Source organism: Ruegeria arenilitoris (assembly GCF_013035425.1).
GTDB classification, from domain to species: domain Bacteria; phylum Pseudomonadota; class Alphaproteobacteria; order Rhodobacterales; family Rhodobacteraceae; genus Ruegeria; species Ruegeria arenilitoris_A.
In genome coordinates, this window is record NZ_WQHX01000002.1 from 475,715 (window position 1) to 494,848 (window position 19,134).

A 19,134-nucleotide genomic window follows, 5' to 3' on the forward strand; every position below is an offset into this window, starting at 1 on the left:
TCCCGGCAGTTTTCTTTGGCATTTAAAATGAGCCCAAACTGAAAATTATCCGACACCATCGAAAAGTATTTCCCTCTTTCGATCTGCATCCTGTTGGCAAATTGAAAAGTCATCTTCATGCAGGAAACCTCGGGGGGCGTTCGCTATTTCAAAATGACCGTAATTGTCGCGTCCTGCCACCAATGCCACCAGAGTTTTGGCGCCATTTTCTTGTTTCATAGAGGGTTTGATGAAACGCAGCGCTGCACCTATCCTTCGGTCGCCAGTTTCATTCGGCCCAGACGCGTGGAAAAGGTGCCCATGATGCATTGATGCCTGACCTGCGCGTAAAGCGGCGGCAACGGCGTCGCATTCATTAACCTCAACCGCGATCTCTTGGCCGCGCGACAAAAGGTTGTTTTCGCTGAACGTATCAACATGTGGGACAATTCGGCTTTTGTGGCTGCCGGGGACAAATGTCATACATCCGCTTTTTTCAGAAGCTTCAGAAATGGCGACCCAGCACGTTACTTCCTCAGCATCGTCCAGCCCCCAGTAAGTCAAATCTTGGTGCCACGAAACGATCTTGGGAGAGTGCGCCTCCTTTACAAACAAAGCGCCACTCCAAACCATGAGATCAGGTCCGAGTACCGCTGATGCGGCCTCAATCAATTTTGGATGACGTATGAGTGCGTCGAAGGACGGCAAAAGTCTGTCAGGATAAGAGTATAGGAGCTTAAGCCTGTCTGGATCATCTTTTAAGGCTTGCTCTGCTCTTTCGAAATCATCGCGCAACTCTTGTGCCTCTTCCTCGGTGAGGATGTCTAACGGAGCCACGAAACCATCCGTGTCGTAAGTCTCAAATATTTCTGATACTCGACTATTCATCGTCTCCTCATCGGTAAACCAGTTGAACATCTGTTTTATGACTGCGGTTGTACTCAACTTTCCAAGCGGCATTTGCATTGGCAACGGCTAAAGACTGTGTCACCTGCCGATCAATTAAGGATACGAATAGTCGACGCCCACAACCAAGGGAATTTTGCATGACGCTGGAAATCTTCAACTTGAATGGCGCAAGGGCGTTAATTACCGGATCGAGTCAGGGAATTGGGTTTGCTCTTGCGCAAGGACTCGCGGGAGCCGGAGCAGAGATCGTTTTGAATGGGCGCAATACGGCAAAGTTGACCGCAGCAGCAACCGAACTGACAAGTGCGGGAGCGACCGTGCATGAGTTAGCATTTGACGTGACCAAACATGAAGAAGTCAAAGTTGCGATAGACAGGTTTGAAGCAACTACTGGCCCAATAGATATTTTGTTCAACAATGCGGGAATGCAGCATAGAAGCGAGTTACAAAATTTCCCTGCCGATGCGTTCGAAAATCTTTTGCAAACGAATATTGCGTCCGTTTTTCACGTTGGACAGGCGGTCGCGCGTCATATGATTCAAAGAAAAACCGGCAAGATAATCAACATTGCTTCGGTTCAGTCCGCACTTGCCCGCCCGGGTATCGCGCCTTACACGGCGACAAAAGGGGCTGTGGCCAACTTGACCAAAGGAATGGCGACAGATTGGGCGCGATATGGGCTAAACTGCAACGCGATAGCGCCAGGCTATTTCGACACACCGTTGAACGCCGCATTAGTTGCCGACCCGGAATTTAGCGCCTGGCTTGAAAAAAGAACCCCAGCTGGCCGATGGGGAAACGTTGAAGAATTGGTCGGAGCAGCAATCTTTCTCGCGTCAACCGCGTCCAGTTTTGTCAATGGGCATACACTCTATGTTGATGGCGGGATAACAGCATCGCTTTGATGGAAATATCCCGACAGGGACAGGAAATCAGCGCCTTAACGAAGACGCGATATCAATAGCTTGAAATCAAGGCCATGGCCACAACGGCCAAAAGCGCGACTGCCATGGCAATATTAATACGCTTGTGCGCCCGTTGACTGAGATCCAGACTCCCAAGCTTTACACCGGCACCAAGCCAAATTAGATGCACTGGCACCCAAATCAGGTTGAAAACCACAATTTTGGTCACGACTTCCCAGATTGGTGCATCAGGCATAAATGCAAAGCCAGAAAATAAGGCTGTGCTGACCACATAGGCTTTCGGGTTAATAAATTGCAGCGCCAAGCCGTTGAAAAAACCAAGCGGCGAGTTGGCCGGAGAAAACCCAATCTTTGAACCGGCGCTGGCAATTCGCCAAGCTAAATAGACCAGGTAACTGACTGACGCAAAAAGCAATAACGTCCTTAGAAGCGGTGCAGCCAATGCCGCAGCCGCCACGCCAGACACAACCAACATCATGTTGATGAACCCACCCAGCATCAACCCGGTTATGAATGCAAGACCGGCGCGAAATCCAAACGCAGCCCCAATTCCGGCCGTTGTAAGAACGCCGGGTCCCGGGGTGATGAGTAGAAAGAATACCGCGACGACAAATTCTAGCATTTGTCAGTGCGGTCTTTCACAAATGCCTGCATTCCGGAACCGCCGTGATCACCGACCCGTCGTGTATGTGTCGCAACAGATTGTCGACCGTCAGGTCACCCATAGCCGCACGCGTTTCTGTTGTGGCGCTGCCTGCATGAGGCAATAGCACAACATTAGACAATTCGCGTAAAGCTTTGGGAACATGTGGTTCCTTCTGAAAAACATCCAACCCGGCCCAACCAAGGCTGCCGTTTTGCAGAGCTTCAATGAGCGCCTCTTCATCTACGACCGACCCACGGCTGACATTAATCAATGTGCCGTTTGACCCCAAAGCATTCAGCACATCCGCATTGACCATCTTGTTCGTCGATGGCCCACCCGGAGTTATGCAGATCAGAACGTCCACGTGCCTTGCCATTTCCTGCAGGTTATCGAAGTACCTGAAAGGGACGTCTTTCGCATTGCGCGAATGGTATGATATTTCGGGTGCCCACGGCTTCAGCTTGTCTGCAATCGCCTGACCTATTCGTCCAAGACCCAAAATTCCAACCTTTTGGTTATCCGCCGAACGTGTTAGTGGCGCATTTCCTTCTGCCTCCCACTGACCGGATCGAACATAGGCGTCATCGCGCAAGAGTTCTCTATAGCAGGACAACATTAGTAAAACCGCTGTTGTGGCGACTTCGTTGTTCAAAACATCCGGAGTATGGGTCACTACCACGCCACGCTGCGCCGCAGCGCCTGCGTCAACTGCATCGTAACCGACACCATAGACGCTGATCATTTTTAGATTTGGTAAAGACGCCAAAAGGTCTGGCGCCACTCCGTCATGACCATTTGTGACAATGTGGGTTATACTTTCTGCGTCAAAACTGTCCAACTGGTGGATATCGAACGCTTCGGATAAACGCGATCTCATCCGTTCAGTTATGCCACCGATCTGTAATAAGTCAGGCATCTTGATCAACCTGTTGGCGCTGTACACCAAGACCATCGATGCGCAACTCCATGACATCGCCTTTCTTAAGATATACAGGTTCCGGTTTGATCCCCATCCCGACACCGGGCGGCGTCCCTGTAGAAATCACGTCGCCGGGATGCAGGGTGAACAGATGGCTAAGGTGCTCGATAATCTCAGCGACGGTAAAGATCATGGTCGCCGTATTACCGGTCTGCATGCGCTTTCCATTCACATCGAGCGTCATGCCCAGCTTCTGTGGATCCGGGACCTCATCCCGCGTAACCAACCACGGACCTGTTGGGCCGAAGGTGTCGCAGGACTTTCCTTTTGTCCATTGACCCGTCAATTGCGTTTGAAAATGCCTTTCAGACACATCGTTAACGATGCAGTAGCCCGCGACATGTTCCAGTGCTTTGTCTTTGGAAACATATTTTGCAGTCTTCCCTATGACGACGCCCAACTCACACTCCCAATCCGTATGGGTCGACCCGCGTGGCATGACAACATCATCGTTGGCCCCCACAATTGCCGAATTTGCTTTGAAAAATAGAATTGGGTGTTCAGGTATGGCCGCGCCGGTTTCTGCCGCATGGTCCGAATAGTTGAGTCCTATGCAGAGGAATTTTCCTATGTTCCCCACACATGCTCCAATACGATGCTCACCAGTGACGATCGGAAGGCTGTCCGGATCAAGCTCACGTAGGCGCGCAAGATTGGCGTCATCCAAAACATCACCTGTGATATCGTCAACATGCGCGGACAAATCGCGCAACTGACCGGCATCGTCTAACAACGCAGGTTTTTCTGCTCCTGCGGCTCCGTAACGAACGAGTTTCATTTCAGTTCCTTTTAGTGATTATCGCGTGGCATGAACTGGCGCGCGATGTCCTTGTACTTGTCTGCACCTTTCAGAGTCATTCCTTGATCCAGTCGATCGATTTTTTCGCGGAAAATCTCCTGCCATGGCGATTGGTTAGGTGGCATCGAATAACCGCCGCTTGCCTCCAGTTCTCGGGCTCGCTCATTTAGTACGTCCAATGAAACAAGCATATCAGCGGTGCCCTTTGCCAGATCGATACGCAGCCGATCTCCGTTTCTCACAAGGGCGAGCCCGCCACCTTCGGCAGCCTCAGGAGAAGCGTTGAGAATGGAAGGACTTCCTGAAGTACCAGATTGCCGACCATCGCCAATACATGGAAGTGCTTCGACGCCCTGTTTCAGCAGATATGATGGTGGTCGCATATTCACCACTTCGGCCGCCCCCGGATAACCTTTAGGACCGGCGCCTCGCATGATTAGGATACAATCGGCGTCGATATTTTCCGCCGGGTCATCTATCCGGTGATGAAAGTCTTCGGGTCCATCAAAGACGACGGCCCGTCCTTCAAACGCATCTGGATCCTCTGGGTTGGAAAGGTAAGCTTGGCGAAAGGCTGGCGAGATCACAGAAGTCTTCATGATCGCACTTTCGAAAAGGTTGCCGGATAAGTTGATAAATCCAGCCTGACTTTTGACAGGGTTGCTCGCCTGTTTGATCACGTCATCGTTCAATGATCGCCGTGATGACGAATTCTCGCCCATCGACTTGCCGTTCACGGTCAGTGCACCCGGATTTGGCAGCAGTCCCCCCGCTATCAATTCGCCTACCACTGCAGGAACACCTCCAGCTTGTTGGTAGTCTTCACCAAGATATTTTCCTGCCGGCTGCATATTTACTAACAATGGGATATCGTGACCGAAGTTCTGCCAATCATCATTATTGAGTGGCACACCCAAGTGTCTGGCGATCGCGTTTAAATGAATTGGCGCATTCGTTGACCCGCCAATCGCCGAGTTGATTACAATCGCGTTTTCAAATGCCTCTCGCGTCATCACTTCGCTGGGGCGAAGATCTTCCCAAACCATCTCGACAATGCGTTTTCCGGTTTCATAGCTGATTTGCCCGCGCTCTCGGTAAGGTGCTGGAATTGCAGCGGATCCTGGCAGTTGCATCCCAAGAGCTTCTGCCAATGAGTTCATGGTCGTGGCTGTGCCCATGGTGTTGCAGTAACCAACTGAGGGCGCTGACGCAGCGGCGATTTCCATGAATTCATCCGTGTCAATTTCACCCGCTGCAAGATCTTCTCGCGCCTTCCAAATAACTGTCCCTGACCCGGCCCGTTCGCCTTTCCACCAACCGTTCAACATAGGACCGACTGAAAGGGCGATAGCAGGAATATTGACCGTGGCGGCTGCCATCAAAAGTGCCGGAGTCGTCTTGTCGCAGCCGATGTTCAGAACCACCCCATCCAAAGGGTATCCAAACAAACTTTCCACCAATGACAAATATGCAAGGTTTCGATCAAGTGAGGCTGTGGGCCGTTTGCCAGTTTCCTGAATCGGGTGCACCGGGATTTCAATGCACGTCCCACCAGCCGCTATAATTCCGTCACGAACACGCTTGGACAACTCGATATGGTGACGATTGCACGGGCTCAGATCACTACCCGTTTGGGCAATACCGATAATCGGCTTGCCGGATTGCAGCTCCTCCCGGGTCAGCCCGTAGTTTAGATACCTCTCGAGATAAAGAGCGGTCATTTCGAGATTTTCAGAGTTCATAAACCACTTGCGTGAGCGCAAGTCGTCAATCGAAATTTTCTTTGTCATTGGCCTGACCAACCCCCATCAATTATGTGCGTATGTCCCGTTGTAAACGCGCTCTCGTCGCTTGCCAGATAAACAACCAGAGCCGCTATTTCTTCTGCTTTGGCTACTCGCCCCATAGGTTGCCGGGCAACGAACTGGGCAAGTGCCTTTTCCCGGCTGCCCAACTGCTCGCCCAGTGCATCAACCCTATTCCTCCAGCTAGGACTATCGACTGTGCCGGGGCAAATGCAATTACACCGGATACCCTGCGTAATAAAGTCCACGGCAACCGACTTTGTCAGTCCGACAACGGCGGCCTTTGTCGTCCCATAAATAAAACGGTTCGGCGCGCCGATTATAGAACCCAAGGCAGAAGACATATTAATAATCGAGCCTTCACCGCGCTCTAGCATACCTGGCAAGGAAGCCTTGATTGTCCGGACCATCGAACGGACATTCAGGTTCGATGCGAATTCCAACTCGTCATCCGTCGAATCCAGAATAGTGCCGTGATGTACGAATCCCGCGCAGTTGAACAAAACGTTCGGGTCCGCTCTTTTTACACCCTCGCGCACACTGTCGTCGCTCAGCACATCCATCTCGAAAATTTCGATATTTTCGAGATTCCCGTCGCGAATCGAAGATAGTCCTTCAAGGTTAATATCTGTTGCGAAAACCTGTGCGCCCTCTTTTGCCATAGCGATGGCGCTAGCACGCCCAATCCCCTGACCAGCGGCCGTAACCAAGACACGCTTTCCCTTAAGTCTTTCTGTCATATGGAAAATTTAACCTTCTGAACATGTTTCGAACAAGCGGGACTTCGTACACTTACCCAATCCAAAAGCAAAAAACCAATGATGGTTTTTCAACGACTTCTGGTGCATGACCCTCAATACGTTAGCGTATGACAGGTAAATCGGTTTGACCATAACCAAGCTCGGAACCACTTTGGAAGGACAGGCGATATGAGCGATCTGCAAAACGTGACACTGATCGGCACCGGCTTGATGGGTGCGCCCATGGCGCAAAACCTGATGAAGGCGGGTTACCCACTTACCGTATGGAACCGTAGCCCGGAAAAGGTGAAGCCGCTTGTCAGGGAAGGTGCAAGGACGACCACGACAGCAGCCGAGGCCATTGCGGGAGCGGACATAGTAATAACGATGTTATCTGACGGACACGCGACAGGCGCCCTTTTATCAGACCCCGCATTTTTCGATTCGCTAGACCCCGGAATGATCTGGATCGACATGTCCAGTGCCAAGCCTGAACACGCACGTGCACAATCCAAAAAACTAGCCGCAAAGGAGATTGCTCATCTGGATGCTCCCGTCTCTGGCGGAACCAAAGGTGCGCAGGCCGGAACCTTGGCAATCATGGTCGGTGGCGAAAAATCGGTTATGGACAAAGTTGGCACAGTCCTTTCCGCAATGGGTCGACCTGTTCACGTCGGCCCAAGCGGTGCGGGACAGCTTTGCAAGCTTGCTAACCAAGCAATTGTTGCCGTCACAATATCCGCTGTCGCAGAGGCAACACTGTTGGCTGAAAAGGGCGGCGCCGATCCGGCTGCGTTGCGTGCCGCACTAAGGGGCGGATTTGCAGACAGCGTAATCCTACAACAGCATGGCGAGCGTATGTCCGAAGGTAACTTTGTCCCCGGAGGGTTATCCAAGTTTCAATTAAAAGATCTCAACAATACATTGGATGAAGCAAACTCTTTGAAACTAGAGTTGCCTACGACCCGGTTGGTGCGCGATCGTTTCGAGTATCTGATTGAAGAAATGAATGGCGCCGAGCTTGATCACTCGGCGCTGTATCTGGAACTCAAAAGACGGAATGGACTGACGTGAAGAAAGTACTTGTAATCGGCGGCGGTGGAATGTTGGGGCAAAAACTGGCGCACCGGATTGTGACCGAAATGGAACTTGGCCATGATGCGCAAATCACGCTTTTCGATCTGTGTTTCCCCGATAATGGCATCGACGTGACTAGGGTGCACGGGGATATTTCACACTCAGACAAGGCGAAAGAGTTGGCCGCCCAGCGCTACGACGTGATCTTTCATCTTGCTGCAATCGTCTCGGGTCATGCAGAAATCGACTTTCCCTTGGGTTGGGACGTCAACCTCATGGCGACGTGGGAGTTGCTGAATGCACTTAAGGCCGAGCACGAAGCATCAAAAGGCACCTATCGGCCGAAGATGGTATTCGCGTCGTCAATCGCAGTTTTTGGAGCACCCTTCCCCGAAAAAATTGGCGATGACTTCCTGTGTGCCCCTTTGACAAGCTACGGGTCACAAAAAGCTGCCTCCGAGCTGATGGTCTCGGATTTCAGCCGCAAAGGATATATTGATGGAATTTCGCTTAGGTTGCCTACTTTGTGTGTTCGGCCGGGAAAGGCGAATGCTGCAGCTTCTTCTTTCTTCTCAGGAATAATTCGTGAGCCGCTGAACGGGAAAGAAGCCGAGTTGCCTGTTGTTGATACGGTTCGGCATTGGCATGCCAGTCCTCGCGCGGCTGCCGCGTTTCTCACTCACGCTGCAAATCTGGATACCCAATTGCTAAACGGTCGACGCGCTTTAAACATGCCGGGGGTAAGCTGCACCGTGGCTGAACAAATCGAAGCGTTACGAAATGTTGCCGGGCAAGAAGCGGTCAACCTAATCAAAAGCGTCCCCAATCCCGCAGTCGATGAGATTGTCAAAGGGTGGCCGCGTGACTTTAAACCAGATCGCGCATTAGGCCTTGGGTTTAAGGCAGAAACCAATTTCGAAGAAATCATTAGGGTGTACTTGGAAGACGATTTCCAACATTAGTCGCCCATCGTTCTACCGGTCAAATGCCGCTTGAGATGATCATGTATTTTCATCCGCGTCAGGTGTTCATCCCCTGACAACGCTGCTTCCAGAATGTTTGCGTGATGATCAATGTTTTCTGAGATAAAGCCAAACTTCCGATCCGCCACCATCAATTGCTGACGAAATTGTGCATAAATTCTTCCATGCATTTTCTTAAGTATTTCTGATCCACAAGCAGAAATCAGCGTTTCATGGAATTCTTTTTCTGACGCAAACCATATCGCAACCAGATCGCTTGGATCATTCGTGCCGTGTATGCGTTTTTCAATGTGACTGAGTTTATGATGCGCCGCGGTCAACCGCGCCTCCCAGTCAACACCGCCATTGCGGATCGACATAGAGGTTCCCTCTCCCTCCAACAAAATGCGCAAATGGGTAAGTTCAATTAGTTTTTGCGGCGACCGCTCGGGTACTCGAAACCCTCTTTGTTCTTGGAAGTCCGTCAGCCCAACCGAGGCAAGTCGGAAAAGTATTTCTCGAACGGTACTCGCCGAACAACCGTATTCCTTTCGCAATTCCTCCGCCCGCACCTTCGATCCGTGCTCGAATCCATTCGAGATGAGGCGTATCTTAAGGTCTTGATAAATATCGACTTCTTGATTCATTTGATCAGGTGCCTTCGGCTCTCATACACTAATGGTCGTAGAGATAATTTTGAATTATTGCAAGAATCTCGAAATTTTCAGGAATTTCAAATTTTTCTTGTTGCATTTGATTCGTCGGCTTAACGTCAAGCAGCGTGATTGCAATGGAGGCAGCAGGATCTTCAATCCGCGCAACGCTAAACGTCTGGGAGGACAATATGAAAATAGTCAAAACAGCGGCCATAGCGGCCGTAGCTACGACAATGGCCGCCGGTTTCGCGATGGCTCAAACGACAAAGCTTCGTATTCAAACACACTTCAGCCAGGAAACCCTGTCAGGTCAGCTTGCTGAAAAGTACATCAACGACATTCAGGAAATGTCGAATGGCGAAATCGAGGTCGAGATGTTCTATGCGTCCTCGGTTGTGAAATCGGCAGAGACTTTCGACGCAGCCGCAACGGGAATTCTTGACTGCGACATGACGGGCGGTGCTTACCAAACCGGTAAAAACCCAGCGTTCCAGTTCACTGGCGATCTCATGGGTGGCTACTCCAACCCTTATCAACAGATGGCGTGGCTCTTGCATGGTGACGGTCGCGCGGCGATCGACAAGCTTTATAAACAGCACAACATGAGCTTTGTGGGCTGGTGGATTCCGGGTCCTGAATCGTTGAGCTCCACGCGTCCGATCCGCGGCGTTGAAGACTTCAAAGACTGGAAATTCCGTTCGCCTCCGGGTCTGGCAACTAAAGTCTTTGCAAACCTTGGCGCATCTCCGATCGTGATGGACTTTAACGAGATCTTCACAGCGCTGGAGACCGGCATCATTGACGGTGCTGACGCGGCAAACCTTACCAACAACATCGGCCTTGGTCTTTACGACATAGCCAAGCACACCAACTACCCCGGCTTCCACTCCATGCCGGCGGACCACCTTGCATGCCGCACCGATGTCTGGGAAGCCATGCCAGCACATCACCGCAAGATCATGGAGGTCGCCATGGACAGCCTCGCGCTGCACAATGCGACCATAAACGAGGTGAAAAACGCGCAGAACGCGGTCGAACTGAAAGCCAAAGGCGTCAACCTCTATGAATGGTCGCCTGAAGAGTTGGGCAAATTCCGGACAGCGGTTAAAGCTGGCTGGGAAGAGTTCGCAACCACGCCCGAAGCCCAGGAACTGCTGCAAAGCCACGTAGACTTCCTGATTGGCATTGGCGCTATGCAATAATCAGCCCTGTGGGTTGATTGAACAAAGGCGGCAGGGCTGGATGGTCCTGCCGCCTTTTGTCACCGGAACGCAGACATGAAGATAACGCGCATCACCAGCCACGTATTGTCGTGCGACATGCCCGAGCTTTTGGGATATTCGCAGCAATACTACGCGAAACGCAGCGCACATCTGGTCGAGGTGCAAACCAACGAAGGCGTAACTGGCTGGGGTGAATGCTTTGGGCCGGGAAATGTCGCTCTGGCCAACAAGAGCATCGTCGAAAAGGTGATCCAACCTTTGATTGCCGGGGACAATCCAATGAATCGCGATGCGATCTGGCACAAGGTCTATAACCTTCTGCGGGATCATGGACAAAAGGGCATGCCGCTTCAGGCATTGTCTGGTGTTGATATCGCGTTGTGGGACATTGCAGGAAAGATCACCGGGCAGCCGATCTACAACCTGCTGGGCGGCGCGCATCGCAACAGTGTTGGGGTCTATGGGTACGGCATGATGCTGCGGCCCGAATCAGTGACCGAACTGGCTGCGCGCTTTGTGGATGAGGCTGCGGAAATCCGAGAAGCGGGATTTGCCGCCACCAAGATGAAAATCGGACTGGGCCCCCGTGAGGACGCCAAACTTGCAGCAGCCGTTCGCAAAGGTGTGGGTGAAGACTTCGACTTTATGGCGGATGCCAACCACGCCTACACAACTTCAGATGCGTTCTATGTGGGGCGGGCGCTCGATGAATTAGGCGCGTACTGGTTTGAAGAACCTGTGGCCCCCGAAGATCACGCTGGTTATTCCGAACTGCGCCGCAGTCTGAAGATCAACATTGCCGGCGGCGAAGCTGAATTCAACCGATGGGGCTGGAAGGCGCTGTTGGAGAGCAGAGGACTCGACATTGCGCAACCCGAGGTTTGCGCGCTTGGTGGCATAACGGAATACCAGCGCGTTCTGAGCCTGTGCCATGCCCATTTCACGCCAGTTGTGAACCACGTCTGGGGCTCTGCCATTGCCGTTGCAGCCAACTTGCAACTGCTCGCAGCCATGCCGCCTTTGCCCGGCGGGCTGTTTCCGCGCGAGCCTTGGCTGGAATTCGATACGACAGAAAACCGGTTTCGCGACGAGTTACTGAGCGTGCCGTTAAACATTCAAAACCAGGTCAAAACCAATGCAGGTCGCGTGGCGATACCTGATGGGCCGGGACTGGGCGTCACACCAGACCGCGAAGTAATCGAACATTATAAAATTTGCTGACGAGGGGGAGGAATGATCGTGGAAGAAGAAACGGGTACCTTTTGGGAATGGGTGATCCCTATGTGTTTCGTGCTCTGCGCAAGTTGGACGATCTGGCACATACCTGCATATATCCTGACCTGGGCTCCGCATGAAAACGAATCGAAGCTGGCACAAATTACAGCTGTGCTGGAAGGGTCGGATATTGCGCCCAATCTTCCCGGCCTTTTTGGCGGATTTGCGGACATCATCGACTACACCGCGCTGTTTCTGCTTCCAGTCTTTCTGATCTTGGGTATGCGCGGCGTTCGCGTGGCCTCGATGGAGTTTCAGCATTACAGGCCCATAGATCGGTTTGCGCTGTTCTTTGGACGGGTAACGATGATGCTGATCCTGCTCATGACCAGCGTCATGCTATATGAGGTTTTCCTGCGCTACGCCCTTGAGGCCCCTACACTCTGGGCAAATGAGCTGACACTCTGGATTGGCGGGTTCGTCTTTTTGTGCTCGGGTCTATACGGGATGCAACAGCGCAGCCACATCCGGATCTTTATCCTCTACGATGTGTGCCCGCGCTGGCTGCAAAAGATTTTTGACACAATCTGGACGCTTGTTTTCGTGATCTTCGCCGCCGGTCTGGTTTTTGGCAGCTACAAGCAGGTGTTCATCACCAAGTTCCACAATTGGGAGCTTTTCGGCACGGCCTTTGACCCACCTATCCCGGCAACGGTTCAGCCCGCTGTTCTGATCATCATCTGCCTTGTGGCAATACAGGCGGTGATCAACTTGATCTGTGACTGGAATCTCGAACCTGAAAAACACACCGCCGCCGACGACATTGATGAAGAAGAGCTTGAAGCCATCAAACGCGCAGTAGGAGACAAGTAATGGATATTGGAACGATCTCGCTTGTCGTCGTTTGCGGACTAATTGTTCTGCTGGCCATCGGCATGCCGCTTGGTCTCGCCTCGGGTGCTCTGGCGCTTGTTGTACTTGTGCTGAAGTTCGAACCGACGCTGCTGACGGACCCGCAGTGCTATCTCTGGGCAACGTGTCCGGATCTGAACATCCCCGGCATGCTGACGGCACGACCGGGAACCGGGGCACTTTACATTCTCTTACAGAAGATATTCGATCTTATGACCGAATATGTTCTGTTGTCGGTTCCATTGTTCATCTTCATGGCGGCCCTGCTGGAAAGATCGGGGATCGCCAAAGGCATGTATGACGCATTGGACTATTGGCTGTCGAACGTGCGTGGCGGCATCGCCGTTGTAACCTCGCTGATGGCTGTCATCATGGCAGCGATGTCCGGCATCATTGGAGGCGAAGTTGTTCTGCTGGGTCTGATCGCCTTGCCGCAGATGCTGAGGCTCGGATACAACCAGAATCTTGCAATCGGCACGATCTGTGCCTCAGGATCTTTGGGCACCATGATCCCGCCCTCAATCGTTCTGATCATTTATGGTCTCATCACCGAGACATCGATTAAGAACCTATTTACCGGTGCTTTCATTCCCGGCTTCATGCTGGCCTCATTCATCATCATCTACATTCTGGTGCGCGTTAATCTGGACCCAAGTCAGGCCCCGCTGCCGGAGCGAAAACCCCATGAAACGGACGGGATGCACAAAGGAGCACTTTTCGGAGCATTCCTGTCGATCATGGGCGCAGCGGGCGCTTCCGTACTCTTATTGCGCGCGTTGTTTTTCCTTGTTAGCGGACAGTATATCCTTGAGGAAGGCGAAGATCCGATCTCGCTGGGGATGCCCTATCACATTCCTTATATCGCAGCGTGGCTGGGCGGTTTTCTGGTGCTGGCGCTGTTTGTATTTGGACGCAAGCGTAGCGCACTTGGGTGGAAATACGGCAAGGGTCTTGTTGCGCCCTTTACCATCATCGGCGTCGTTCTCGGCTCCATCTACGGAGGGATCACGGGCATTACCGAAGCTGCTGGAATGGGCGCGCTCGCAGTCTTTCTGATTTCGATCATCATGGACCGCAGCTGGCCGGACTGGAAGGCGCTATTCAAAGACAACATGATCAAGGTGATCGCCATCCTGATCGCCACGACAATCGTCGCCTTTGGCCTTGGAACCTATATCGGCGGCGAGCAAAAAGCGATCTGGATATCCATGACCTACATCGTGGTGTTCTTTTACTGGTGTATGCGGGCACCAGGCAAAGTGCCATTGGTCTGGGACGGTCTGATGCGCACGTTGCGGTCTACCGGGACAATCATCTGGGTTACAATTGGTGCTGCGGCGCTGGCAGGTGCCTATACCCTTGCAGGAGGCCCCACATTTATCGCCAATATGATCGTCGGCTCTGAGATGCCGACCATGCTGGTCCTGCTTAGCATGATGGTCATCCTCTTATTCATGGGCGCATTCATGGACTGGGTCGGCATCGTATTGCTGATCATCCCGGTATTCCTGCCGATCGTGCGCAAGCTCCCGATTGAAGAAATCGGTTTCATTGGCCAGCTGGATCCCAAACACCTTTCTGTGTGGTTCGGGGTTCTGTTTTGTATGAATATGCAGGTAAGCTTTCTGTCACCACCCTTTGGTCCGGCGGCCTTTTACCTGAAATCGGTTGCGCCTCCTCACATATCGCTGACAGATATCTTCCGCGGGTTCCTGCCGTTCATTTGCATACAGCTGCTTGCTTTGTCTGTGCTGTTGATCTGGCCGCCCATCGTCGAGATCCTTTTGTAAGGAGGTAACACCATGCTGACGCAAGAACAAAAGTCGCAGTTTGAGCGCGACGGCTATCTTGTATTGGAAAACGTCATTGACGAAGCCACTCGTCAGGCTGTGGTCGATGAGTACACGGCTTTGATGGACAAACTTTACCACCGCTGGCACGCCGAGGGCAAAGTGCAGGCCGCCACGTCGGATATGGGATTTTGGGACAAACTGGATGTGGCTTACAAATCCGGTTTCGACTGGTATCAACCGCTCGATATTTCCCTGCCCCACGCTGACATCACCGAAGAAACGCCCATGCATTTTGGGCCGGCGGTGTTCGACATGGCAACGCATCCGCGTATTCTCGACATTGTCGAGAGCCTCATCGGACCTGAACTTACGTCAAACCCCATACAGCACGTCCGGATAAAGCCACCCGAAAGAAATGTCGCAAAGGACGAGATCCGGGCGCACATCGTATCGACCGACTGGCATCAGGATCAGGGAGTGACTTTGGAAAGCGCCGATAAGACCGAGATGATCACCGTTTGGCTCGCCATAACGGACGCCACGGTCGAGAACGGTTGCCTCCAAGTCAAACCAGGTCGCGGAACGGAATTGCTGCCGCACTGCTCGCTCAAACAAACCGGCATCCGCGAACGCTATCTGCCACAGCAAGAGGCTGTTCCGTGCCCCGTGAAAGCCGGCGGCGCCGTAATCTTTCATCCGCTCACTCCGCACGCAAGTCTGTCGAACCGCTCAGACGGATACCGCTGGTCATTTGATCTGCGCTATAATGTGACCGGCCAAAGCACCGGGCGCGACCATTTTCCCAGCTTTGTCGCAAGGTCGCGCGCAAAGCCGGAAACCGAATTGCGGGACTGGCGCAAATGGCGCGACCTTTGGGAGGACACGCGCCTGCGTGTCGCCAACAGCCCTCATATTGAACAACATCGGTGGCCCACCTCCGGACCATATTGCGCCTGACTCATGAAACATTACGTCCGTCTTGATCCATCCGACAATGTCGTCACCGCGACCCGCGCTCTCGAAGCGGGAACGCAAATCGGAGCATGCGCCACGCGTGCGCTTATTCCTTCAGGCCACAAGATCGCCATTGCCCCCATCGCCAAGGGCGCTGAAATCCGCAAGTACGCTCAACTGATCGGCTACGCTGCCGAGGACATAGAACCGGGCGATCACGTGCACACTCAGAATGTGGACTTTCGCAATACCGATACCGCTTACGAATACGCAACGGACCTGCGTCCGGTGACACCGGTGTCCGAGGCTGATCGAGACACTTTCATGGGGTACCGTCGTGCCAATGGACGTGTCGGAACACGTAACTACATCGCGATTGTCACTTCGGTAAACTGCTCGGCCACCGCCGCGCGCATGATCGCCAACCACTTCACGCCCGACATTATGGAAAAGTACCCGAATGTCGACGGCGTCGTCGCTTTTGTGCATGGAACCGGCTGCGGTATCGGAGGCGACGGAGAAGGGTTCGAAGCACTGCAGCGCGTAATGTGGGGATACGCACGCCACCCCAACCACGCCGGAGTTCTCATGGTCGGACTGGGGTGCGAAATGAACCAAATCGACTGGCTGCTGGAAGCTTACGGCCTGCGTCAAGGACCCTGTTTTCAAGTAATGAACATTCAGTCTGTCGCCGGGTTGCGCAAGACGGTGGAACTGGGGATCGAAAAGGTCTCGGCTATGTTGCCCATCGCCAATGAAGCACAGCGCGAGCCGTGCCCCGCCTCTGAACTTATGGTCGCCTTGCAATGCGGCGGCTCAGACGCTTGGTCCGGGATTACTGCCAATCCAGCGTTGGGCTATGCCTGCGATCTGCTGGTAGCACAGGGCGGTACCGGCGTGCTGGCTGAAACCCCCGAAATCTATGGGGCTGAACACTTGCTGACCCGCCGCGCCGTTGACAGAGATACCGGCGAGCGGTTGGTCGGTCTGGTGCGCTGGTGGGAAGACTATACCGAGCGCAACAAGGGCTCGATGGACAACAACCCGTCGCCCGGAAACAAGGCAGGCGGTTTGACCACGATCCTTGAAAAATCCCTCGGGGCTGCCGCCAAGGGAGGGACCTCTCCGTTAAACGGCGTTTTTAAATACGCTGAACCCGTCACTGCGAACGGTTTCGTTTTCATGGACAGCCCCGGGTATGACCCTGCATCTGTCACAGGTCAGATTGCCGCTGGCTGCAACCTCGTGTGCTTTACAACTGGGCGCGGGTCGGCCTTTGGATCAAAGCCCAGCCCGACCATCAAAGTTGCGACAAACTCGACTATGGCCAAACGCATGGTTGAGGATATGGACGTGGATGCAGGCACCATTCTGACCGATGGCGTGTCAGTCGAGGATAAGGGCCGAGAGATCTATAAGCTATTCCTGCGCGTTGCCTCTGGCGAGGCGAGCAAATCAGAAGCTCAGGGACTTGGTGATTACGAGTTCGTGCCATGGCAAATCGGAGCGGTAATGTGAAGCGGTTGCTGGTCGTTGGGGGCGGACTCATTGGTATTCGGCACGTTCACGCAGTAAAACAAAACCCCAACTGCACGTTGGTTGGACTAGCAGATCCCGATACATCGATTGAGATAGACGCAAAGCGCTTTGCTTCTATGGACGACGTCAACGAAGAGGTTGATGGTGTTATCATCGCCACACCAACGCATCTTCACGCGACGCACGGCGTTTCTGCTGCATCGAGGGGATGGCATATGTTGATCGAAAAGCCGGTCGCAGAAAGTTTGGAAGAAGCCGAAACACTAAAAAATGCTGTTTCCAATGCAGGCATACACACCCTTGTCGGCCACCATCGGCGTTATCATCAGACCTTGCAAAGATTGAAAAGCCACATTGAACAAGGCGCAATCGGTAAGCTCGTAAACGTTTCGTTGATTTGGGCAATGCGCAAGCCAGACAGTTATTTTGAGGGAAACTGGCGCACCTCTGGCGGAAGTCCCGTCATGATAAATTTAGTCCACGATATAGACGTACTACGCTTCGCAATCGGCGAAATCTCCGAAGTTGTTGCCTTACGCGGGGCTTCGGTCCGTGGAGCGAACCGAATAGAAAGCGGAGCGGTAGCGATTGCGTTTGATAATGGCGCGACTGGAACAATCAGCTTTGCCGATACTACTCCCAGCCCATGGGGTTTTGAGGCTGGTATTGGCGAAAACCCAAATATTGGCACAACTCATCAAGACATGATGTGGATCACGGGTACCGAAGGTGCAATTAGTTTCCCGTCGCTGAACCTGTGGAACGGTCGTGATTGGGGTACGGCAGCGCAAAAAGAGCAGCTGCCAAAACCAGTTCAAAAACGAACTCCGCTTGAGGCTCAGTTAGATCATTTCCTAGAAGTGATCGATGGTGCGCCTCCGCTTATCGACGTTTCCGATGCAGCGCGGACTCTAGCCGTCGCAACTACGATAGAAGCCGCGCTCAAAGAGCAAGTAACTCACATTCAAGCTAGGGCTTGAAATCAAATTGCGATTATCCCGAATGGGCAGTCTACCTCGCCCAGGTCAAAAAGAATGAGGATCGATTTCAGGGCGTTGTCGGGCTTAAAAAACAGAAACCTCGGCTTCAGATGCGTTGATGAAACCGACTTTACAGATTGAAAGGAAAACCAATGAGCAAACCATCTATTGGGTTCATCGGCCTGGGACTAATGGGCGGAGCCATGGTTAACCGCCTGCAGGACTTGGGGTATTCAATTACAGTACTTGGCAATCGCGATCGAACTTATTTGGATGCGGCAATCGACCGTGGCGCGCGCGAAGCTGAAAACGCTAAACAGCTGGCAAAATCAAGCGACATAGTGATGCTTTGTATGGGGACATCTGAACAGGTCGAAAACCGCATGCGCGGGGATAACGGCGTCATTTCCGGACTGAATAATGGGGCTATTGTTGTTGATTTTGGCACTTCACTTCCTGGCAGCACCAGAGCTTTGGCTCAAGAAGTTGCTGACGCAGGCGGCAGCTTCTTGGACGCCCCTCTTGGCCGGACACCTTCACATGCGCTGGAGGGGAAGCTAAATATCATGACCTCAGGGGATAAAACGGCTTTTGACAGAGCAGAACCCGTTTTGAAGGACTTGGGAGAAAACGTATTCTATCTCGGTGCAGTTGGATCGGGGCATACGATAAAACTGATCAACAATTTCTTTGGAATGACCGTCGCAAACGCAATGGCCGAAGCGTTTGCGATGGCTGACGTCGCAGGAGTAGACCGGAAACAGGTGTATGACGTAATGGCCGCCGGGCCTTTGCACTCGGGCATGATGGACTTCGTGAAAGCGTACGGTGTTGAGAAAGATCCAAATCAGTTGGCTTTTGCGATCAAGAACGCTGCAAAGGATCTTGGGTATTATGACCAAATGGCGCGAGATGCAGGAGTGACAAGCGTAATGTCGCAGGGAACGCTTGCTGCATTAAACGATGCGCGAGATAACGGTCAGGCAGATGACATGGTCAGCCAAATGGTCGACTATTATGTAAATCGCTTCAAGACCTGA

At 52.6% G+C, this 19,134-nt stretch carries 18 protein-coding genes; 11 read left to right on the plus strand and 7 right to left on the minus strand.

Features of this window, described 5'->3' with window-relative positions:
* Positions 1-45: 45 nt before the first annotated feature.
* The gene (locus tag GOV45_RS07930; protein ID WP_254447938.1) at positions 46-939 is read right to left on the minus strand and encodes a phytanoyl-CoA dioxygenase family protein; all 894 of its coding nucleotides are present in this window, start codon (positions 937-939) and stop codon (positions 46-48) included.
* Positions 940-1,025: 86 nt separating this feature from the next.
* Here GOV45_RS07930 and GOV45_RS07935 point away from each other — a divergent pair, with 86 nt between their 5' ends.
* Positions 1,026-1,793 carry an SDR family oxidoreductase gene (locus tag GOV45_RS07935; RefSeq protein WP_170476197.1) on the plus strand — a complete coding sequence of 256 codons (768 nt, stop codon included), beginning with the start codon at positions 1,026-1,028 and terminating at the stop codon, positions 1,791-1,793.
* 52 nt (positions 1,794-1,845) lie between these two features.
* On the opposite strand, the gene GOV45_RS07940 is transcribed toward GOV45_RS07935, so the two are convergent.
* The 5 genes from GOV45_RS07940 to GOV45_RS07960 are packed head-to-tail and all read right to left on the minus strand — an operon-like array spanning position 1,846 to position 6,783.
* Positions 1,846-2,436: a LysE family translocator gene (locus tag GOV45_RS07940; RefSeq protein ID WP_170476198.1), complete on the minus strand. Its 591-nt coding sequence runs from the start codon at positions 2,434-2,436 to the stop codon at positions 1,846-1,848.
* 16 nt (positions 2,437-2,452) lie between these two features.
* Positions 2,453-3,376, minus strand: a complete 924-nt coding sequence (locus GOV45_RS07945; protein ID WP_170476200.1) for a 2-hydroxyacid dehydrogenase — start codon at positions 3,374-3,376, stop codon at positions 2,453-2,455.
* Complete coding sequence (locus GOV45_RS07950) at positions 3,369-4,217, minus strand: fumarylacetoacetate hydrolase family protein (RefSeq protein WP_170476202.1); 849 nt, start codon at positions 4,215-4,217, stop codon at positions 3,369-3,371. The genes GOV45_RS07945 and GOV45_RS07950 overlap by 8 nt, the downstream gene beginning before the upstream one ends.
* Before the next feature lie 11 nt (positions 4,218-4,228).
* Positions 4,229-6,028: an IlvD/Edd family dehydratase gene (locus tag GOV45_RS07955; protein WP_170476204.1), complete on the minus strand. Its 1,800-nt coding sequence runs from the start codon at positions 6,026-6,028 to the stop codon at positions 4,229-4,231.
* Positions 6,025-6,783: an SDR family oxidoreductase gene (locus tag GOV45_RS07960; protein ID WP_170476205.1), complete on the minus strand. Its 759-nt coding sequence runs from the start codon at positions 6,781-6,783 to the stop codon at positions 6,025-6,027. Before GOV45_RS07960 ends, GOV45_RS07955 begins: the two co-directional genes overlap by 4 nt.
* A 189-nt stretch (positions 6,784-6,972) precedes the next feature.
* On the opposite strand from GOV45_RS07960, the gene GOV45_RS07965 reads away from it, so the two are divergent.
* Both GOV45_RS07965 and denD read left to right on the plus strand, forming a co-directional pair.
* On the plus strand, positions 6,973-7,857 hold the full coding sequence (locus GOV45_RS07965; RefSeq protein WP_170476207.1) for an NAD(P)-dependent oxidoreductase: 885 nt from the start codon (positions 6,973-6,975) through the stop codon (positions 7,855-7,857).
* Positions 7,854-8,822, plus strand: coding sequence for a D-erythronate dehydrogenase (gene denD, locus GOV45_RS07970; RefSeq protein ID WP_170476209.1), 969 nt, complete (start codon positions 7,854-7,856; stop codon positions 8,820-8,822). Before GOV45_RS07965 ends, denD begins: the two co-directional genes overlap by 4 nt.
* Here denD and GOV45_RS07975 read toward each other — a convergent pair.
* Positions 8,819-9,469, minus strand: a complete 651-nt coding sequence (locus GOV45_RS07975; protein ID WP_170476211.1) for a GntR family transcriptional regulator — start codon at positions 9,467-9,469, stop codon at positions 8,819-8,821. The genes denD and GOV45_RS07975 overlap by 4 nt on opposite strands.
* Positions 9,470-9,666: 197 nt before the next feature.
* Here GOV45_RS07975 and GOV45_RS07980 point away from each other — a divergent pair, with 197 nt between their 5' ends.
* From GOV45_RS07980 to GOV45_RS08015, 8 genes are all read left to right on the plus strand, one after another.
* On the plus strand, positions 9,667-10,680 hold the full coding sequence (locus tag GOV45_RS07980; RefSeq protein ID WP_170476213.1) for a TRAP transporter substrate-binding protein: 1,014 nt from the start codon (positions 9,667-9,669) through the stop codon (positions 10,678-10,680).
* Between the two features lie 75 nt (positions 10,681-10,755).
* Positions 10,756-11,922, plus strand: a complete 1,167-nt coding sequence (locus GOV45_RS07985) for a mandelate racemase/muconate lactonizing enzyme family protein (protein WP_170476215.1) — start codon at positions 10,756-10,758, stop codon at positions 11,920-11,922.
* Between the two features lie 12 nt (positions 11,923-11,934).
* Complete coding sequence (locus GOV45_RS07990; RefSeq protein WP_170476217.1) at positions 11,935-12,789, plus strand: TRAP transporter small permease subunit; 855 nt, start codon at positions 11,935-11,937, stop codon at positions 12,787-12,789.
* On the plus strand, positions 12,789-14,618 hold the full coding sequence (locus GOV45_RS07995) for a TRAP transporter large permease (protein ID WP_170476218.1): 1,830 nt from the start codon (positions 12,789-12,791) through the stop codon (positions 14,616-14,618). The genes GOV45_RS07990 and GOV45_RS07995 overlap by 1 nt, the downstream gene beginning before the upstream one ends.
* Before the next feature lie 12 nt (positions 14,619-14,630).
* Complete coding sequence (locus tag GOV45_RS08000) at positions 14,631-15,578, plus strand: phytanoyl-CoA dioxygenase family protein (protein WP_170476220.1); 948 nt, start codon at positions 14,631-14,633, stop codon at positions 15,576-15,578.
* A gap of 3 nt (positions 15,579-15,581) precedes the next feature.
* A complete protein-coding gene (locus tag GOV45_RS08005; RefSeq protein ID WP_170476222.1) occupies positions 15,582-17,093 on the plus strand; it encodes a UxaA family hydrolase in 1,512 nt (503 codons plus the stop codon).
* Entirely contained in the window at positions 17,069-18,094 is a 1,026-nt protein-coding gene (locus GOV45_RS08010) for a Gfo/Idh/MocA family protein (protein ID WP_174823606.1), read from the plus strand. Before GOV45_RS08005 ends, GOV45_RS08010 begins: the two co-directional genes overlap by 25 nt.
* A 152-nt stretch (positions 18,095-18,246) precedes the next feature.
* Entirely contained in the window at positions 18,247-19,134 is an 888-nt protein-coding gene (locus GOV45_RS08015; RefSeq protein ID WP_170476224.1) for an NAD(P)-dependent oxidoreductase, read from the plus strand.

Coding starts and splice junctions, on each gene's coding strand:
- GOV45_RS07995 (WP_170476218.1), top strand. CDS start 12,789: ATGGATATTGGAACGATCTCGCTTGTCGTCGTTTGCGGACTAATTGTT.
- GOV45_RS07945 (WP_170476200.1), bottom strand. CDS start 3,376: ATGCCTGACTTATTACAGATCGGTGGCATAACTGAACGGATGAGATCG.
- GOV45_RS07950 (WP_170476202.1), bottom strand. CDS start 4,217: ATGAAACTCGTTCGTTACGGAGCCGCAGGAGCAGAAAAACCTGCGTTG.
- GOV45_RS07965 (WP_170476207.1), top strand. CDS start 6,973: ATGAGCGATCTGCAAAACGTGACACTGATCGGCACCGGCTTGATGGGT.
- GOV45_RS07930 (WP_254447938.1), bottom strand. CDS start 939: ATGCCGCTTGGAAAGTTGAGTACAACCGCAGTCATAAAACAGATGTTC.
- GOV45_RS08005 (WP_170476222.1), top strand. CDS start 15,582: ATGAAACATTACGTCCGTCTTGATCCATCCGACAATGTCGTCACCGCG.
- GOV45_RS07935 (WP_170476197.1), top strand. CDS start 1,026: ATGACGCTGGAAATCTTCAACTTGAATGGCGCAAGGGCGTTAATTACC.
- GOV45_RS07960 (WP_170476205.1), bottom strand. CDS start 6,783: ATGACAGAAAGACTTAAGGGAAAGCGTGTCTTGGTTACGGCCGCTGGT.
- GOV45_RS08015 (WP_170476224.1), top strand. CDS start 18,247: ATGAGCAAACCATCTATTGGGTTCATCGGCCTGGGACTAATGGGCGGA.
- GOV45_RS07940 (WP_170476198.1), bottom strand. CDS start 2,436: ATGCTAGAATTTGTCGTCGCGGTATTCTTTCTACTCATCACCCCGGGA.
- GOV45_RS07985 (WP_170476215.1), top strand. CDS start 10,756: ATGAAGATAACGCGCATCACCAGCCACGTATTGTCGTGCGACATGCCC.
- GOV45_RS08010 (WP_174823606.1), top strand. CDS start 17,069: ATGGCAAATCGGAGCGGTAATGTGAAGCGGTTGCTGGTCGTTGGGGGC.
- GOV45_RS07980 (WP_170476213.1), top strand. CDS start 9,667: ATGAAAATAGTCAAAACAGCGGCCATAGCGGCCGTAGCTACGACAATG.
- GOV45_RS07990 (WP_170476217.1), top strand. CDS start 11,935: ATGATCGTGGAAGAAGAAACGGGTACCTTTTGGGAATGGGTGATCCCT.
- GOV45_RS07975 (WP_170476211.1), bottom strand. CDS start 9,469: ATGAATCAAGAAGTCGATATTTATCAAGACCTTAAGATACGCCTCATC.
- GOV45_RS07955 (WP_170476204.1), bottom strand. CDS start 6,028: ATGACAAAGAAAATTTCGATTGACGACTTGCGCTCACGCAAGTGGTTT.
- GOV45_RS08000 (WP_170476220.1), top strand. CDS start 14,631: ATGCTGACGCAAGAACAAAAGTCGCAGTTTGAGCGCGACGGCTATCTT.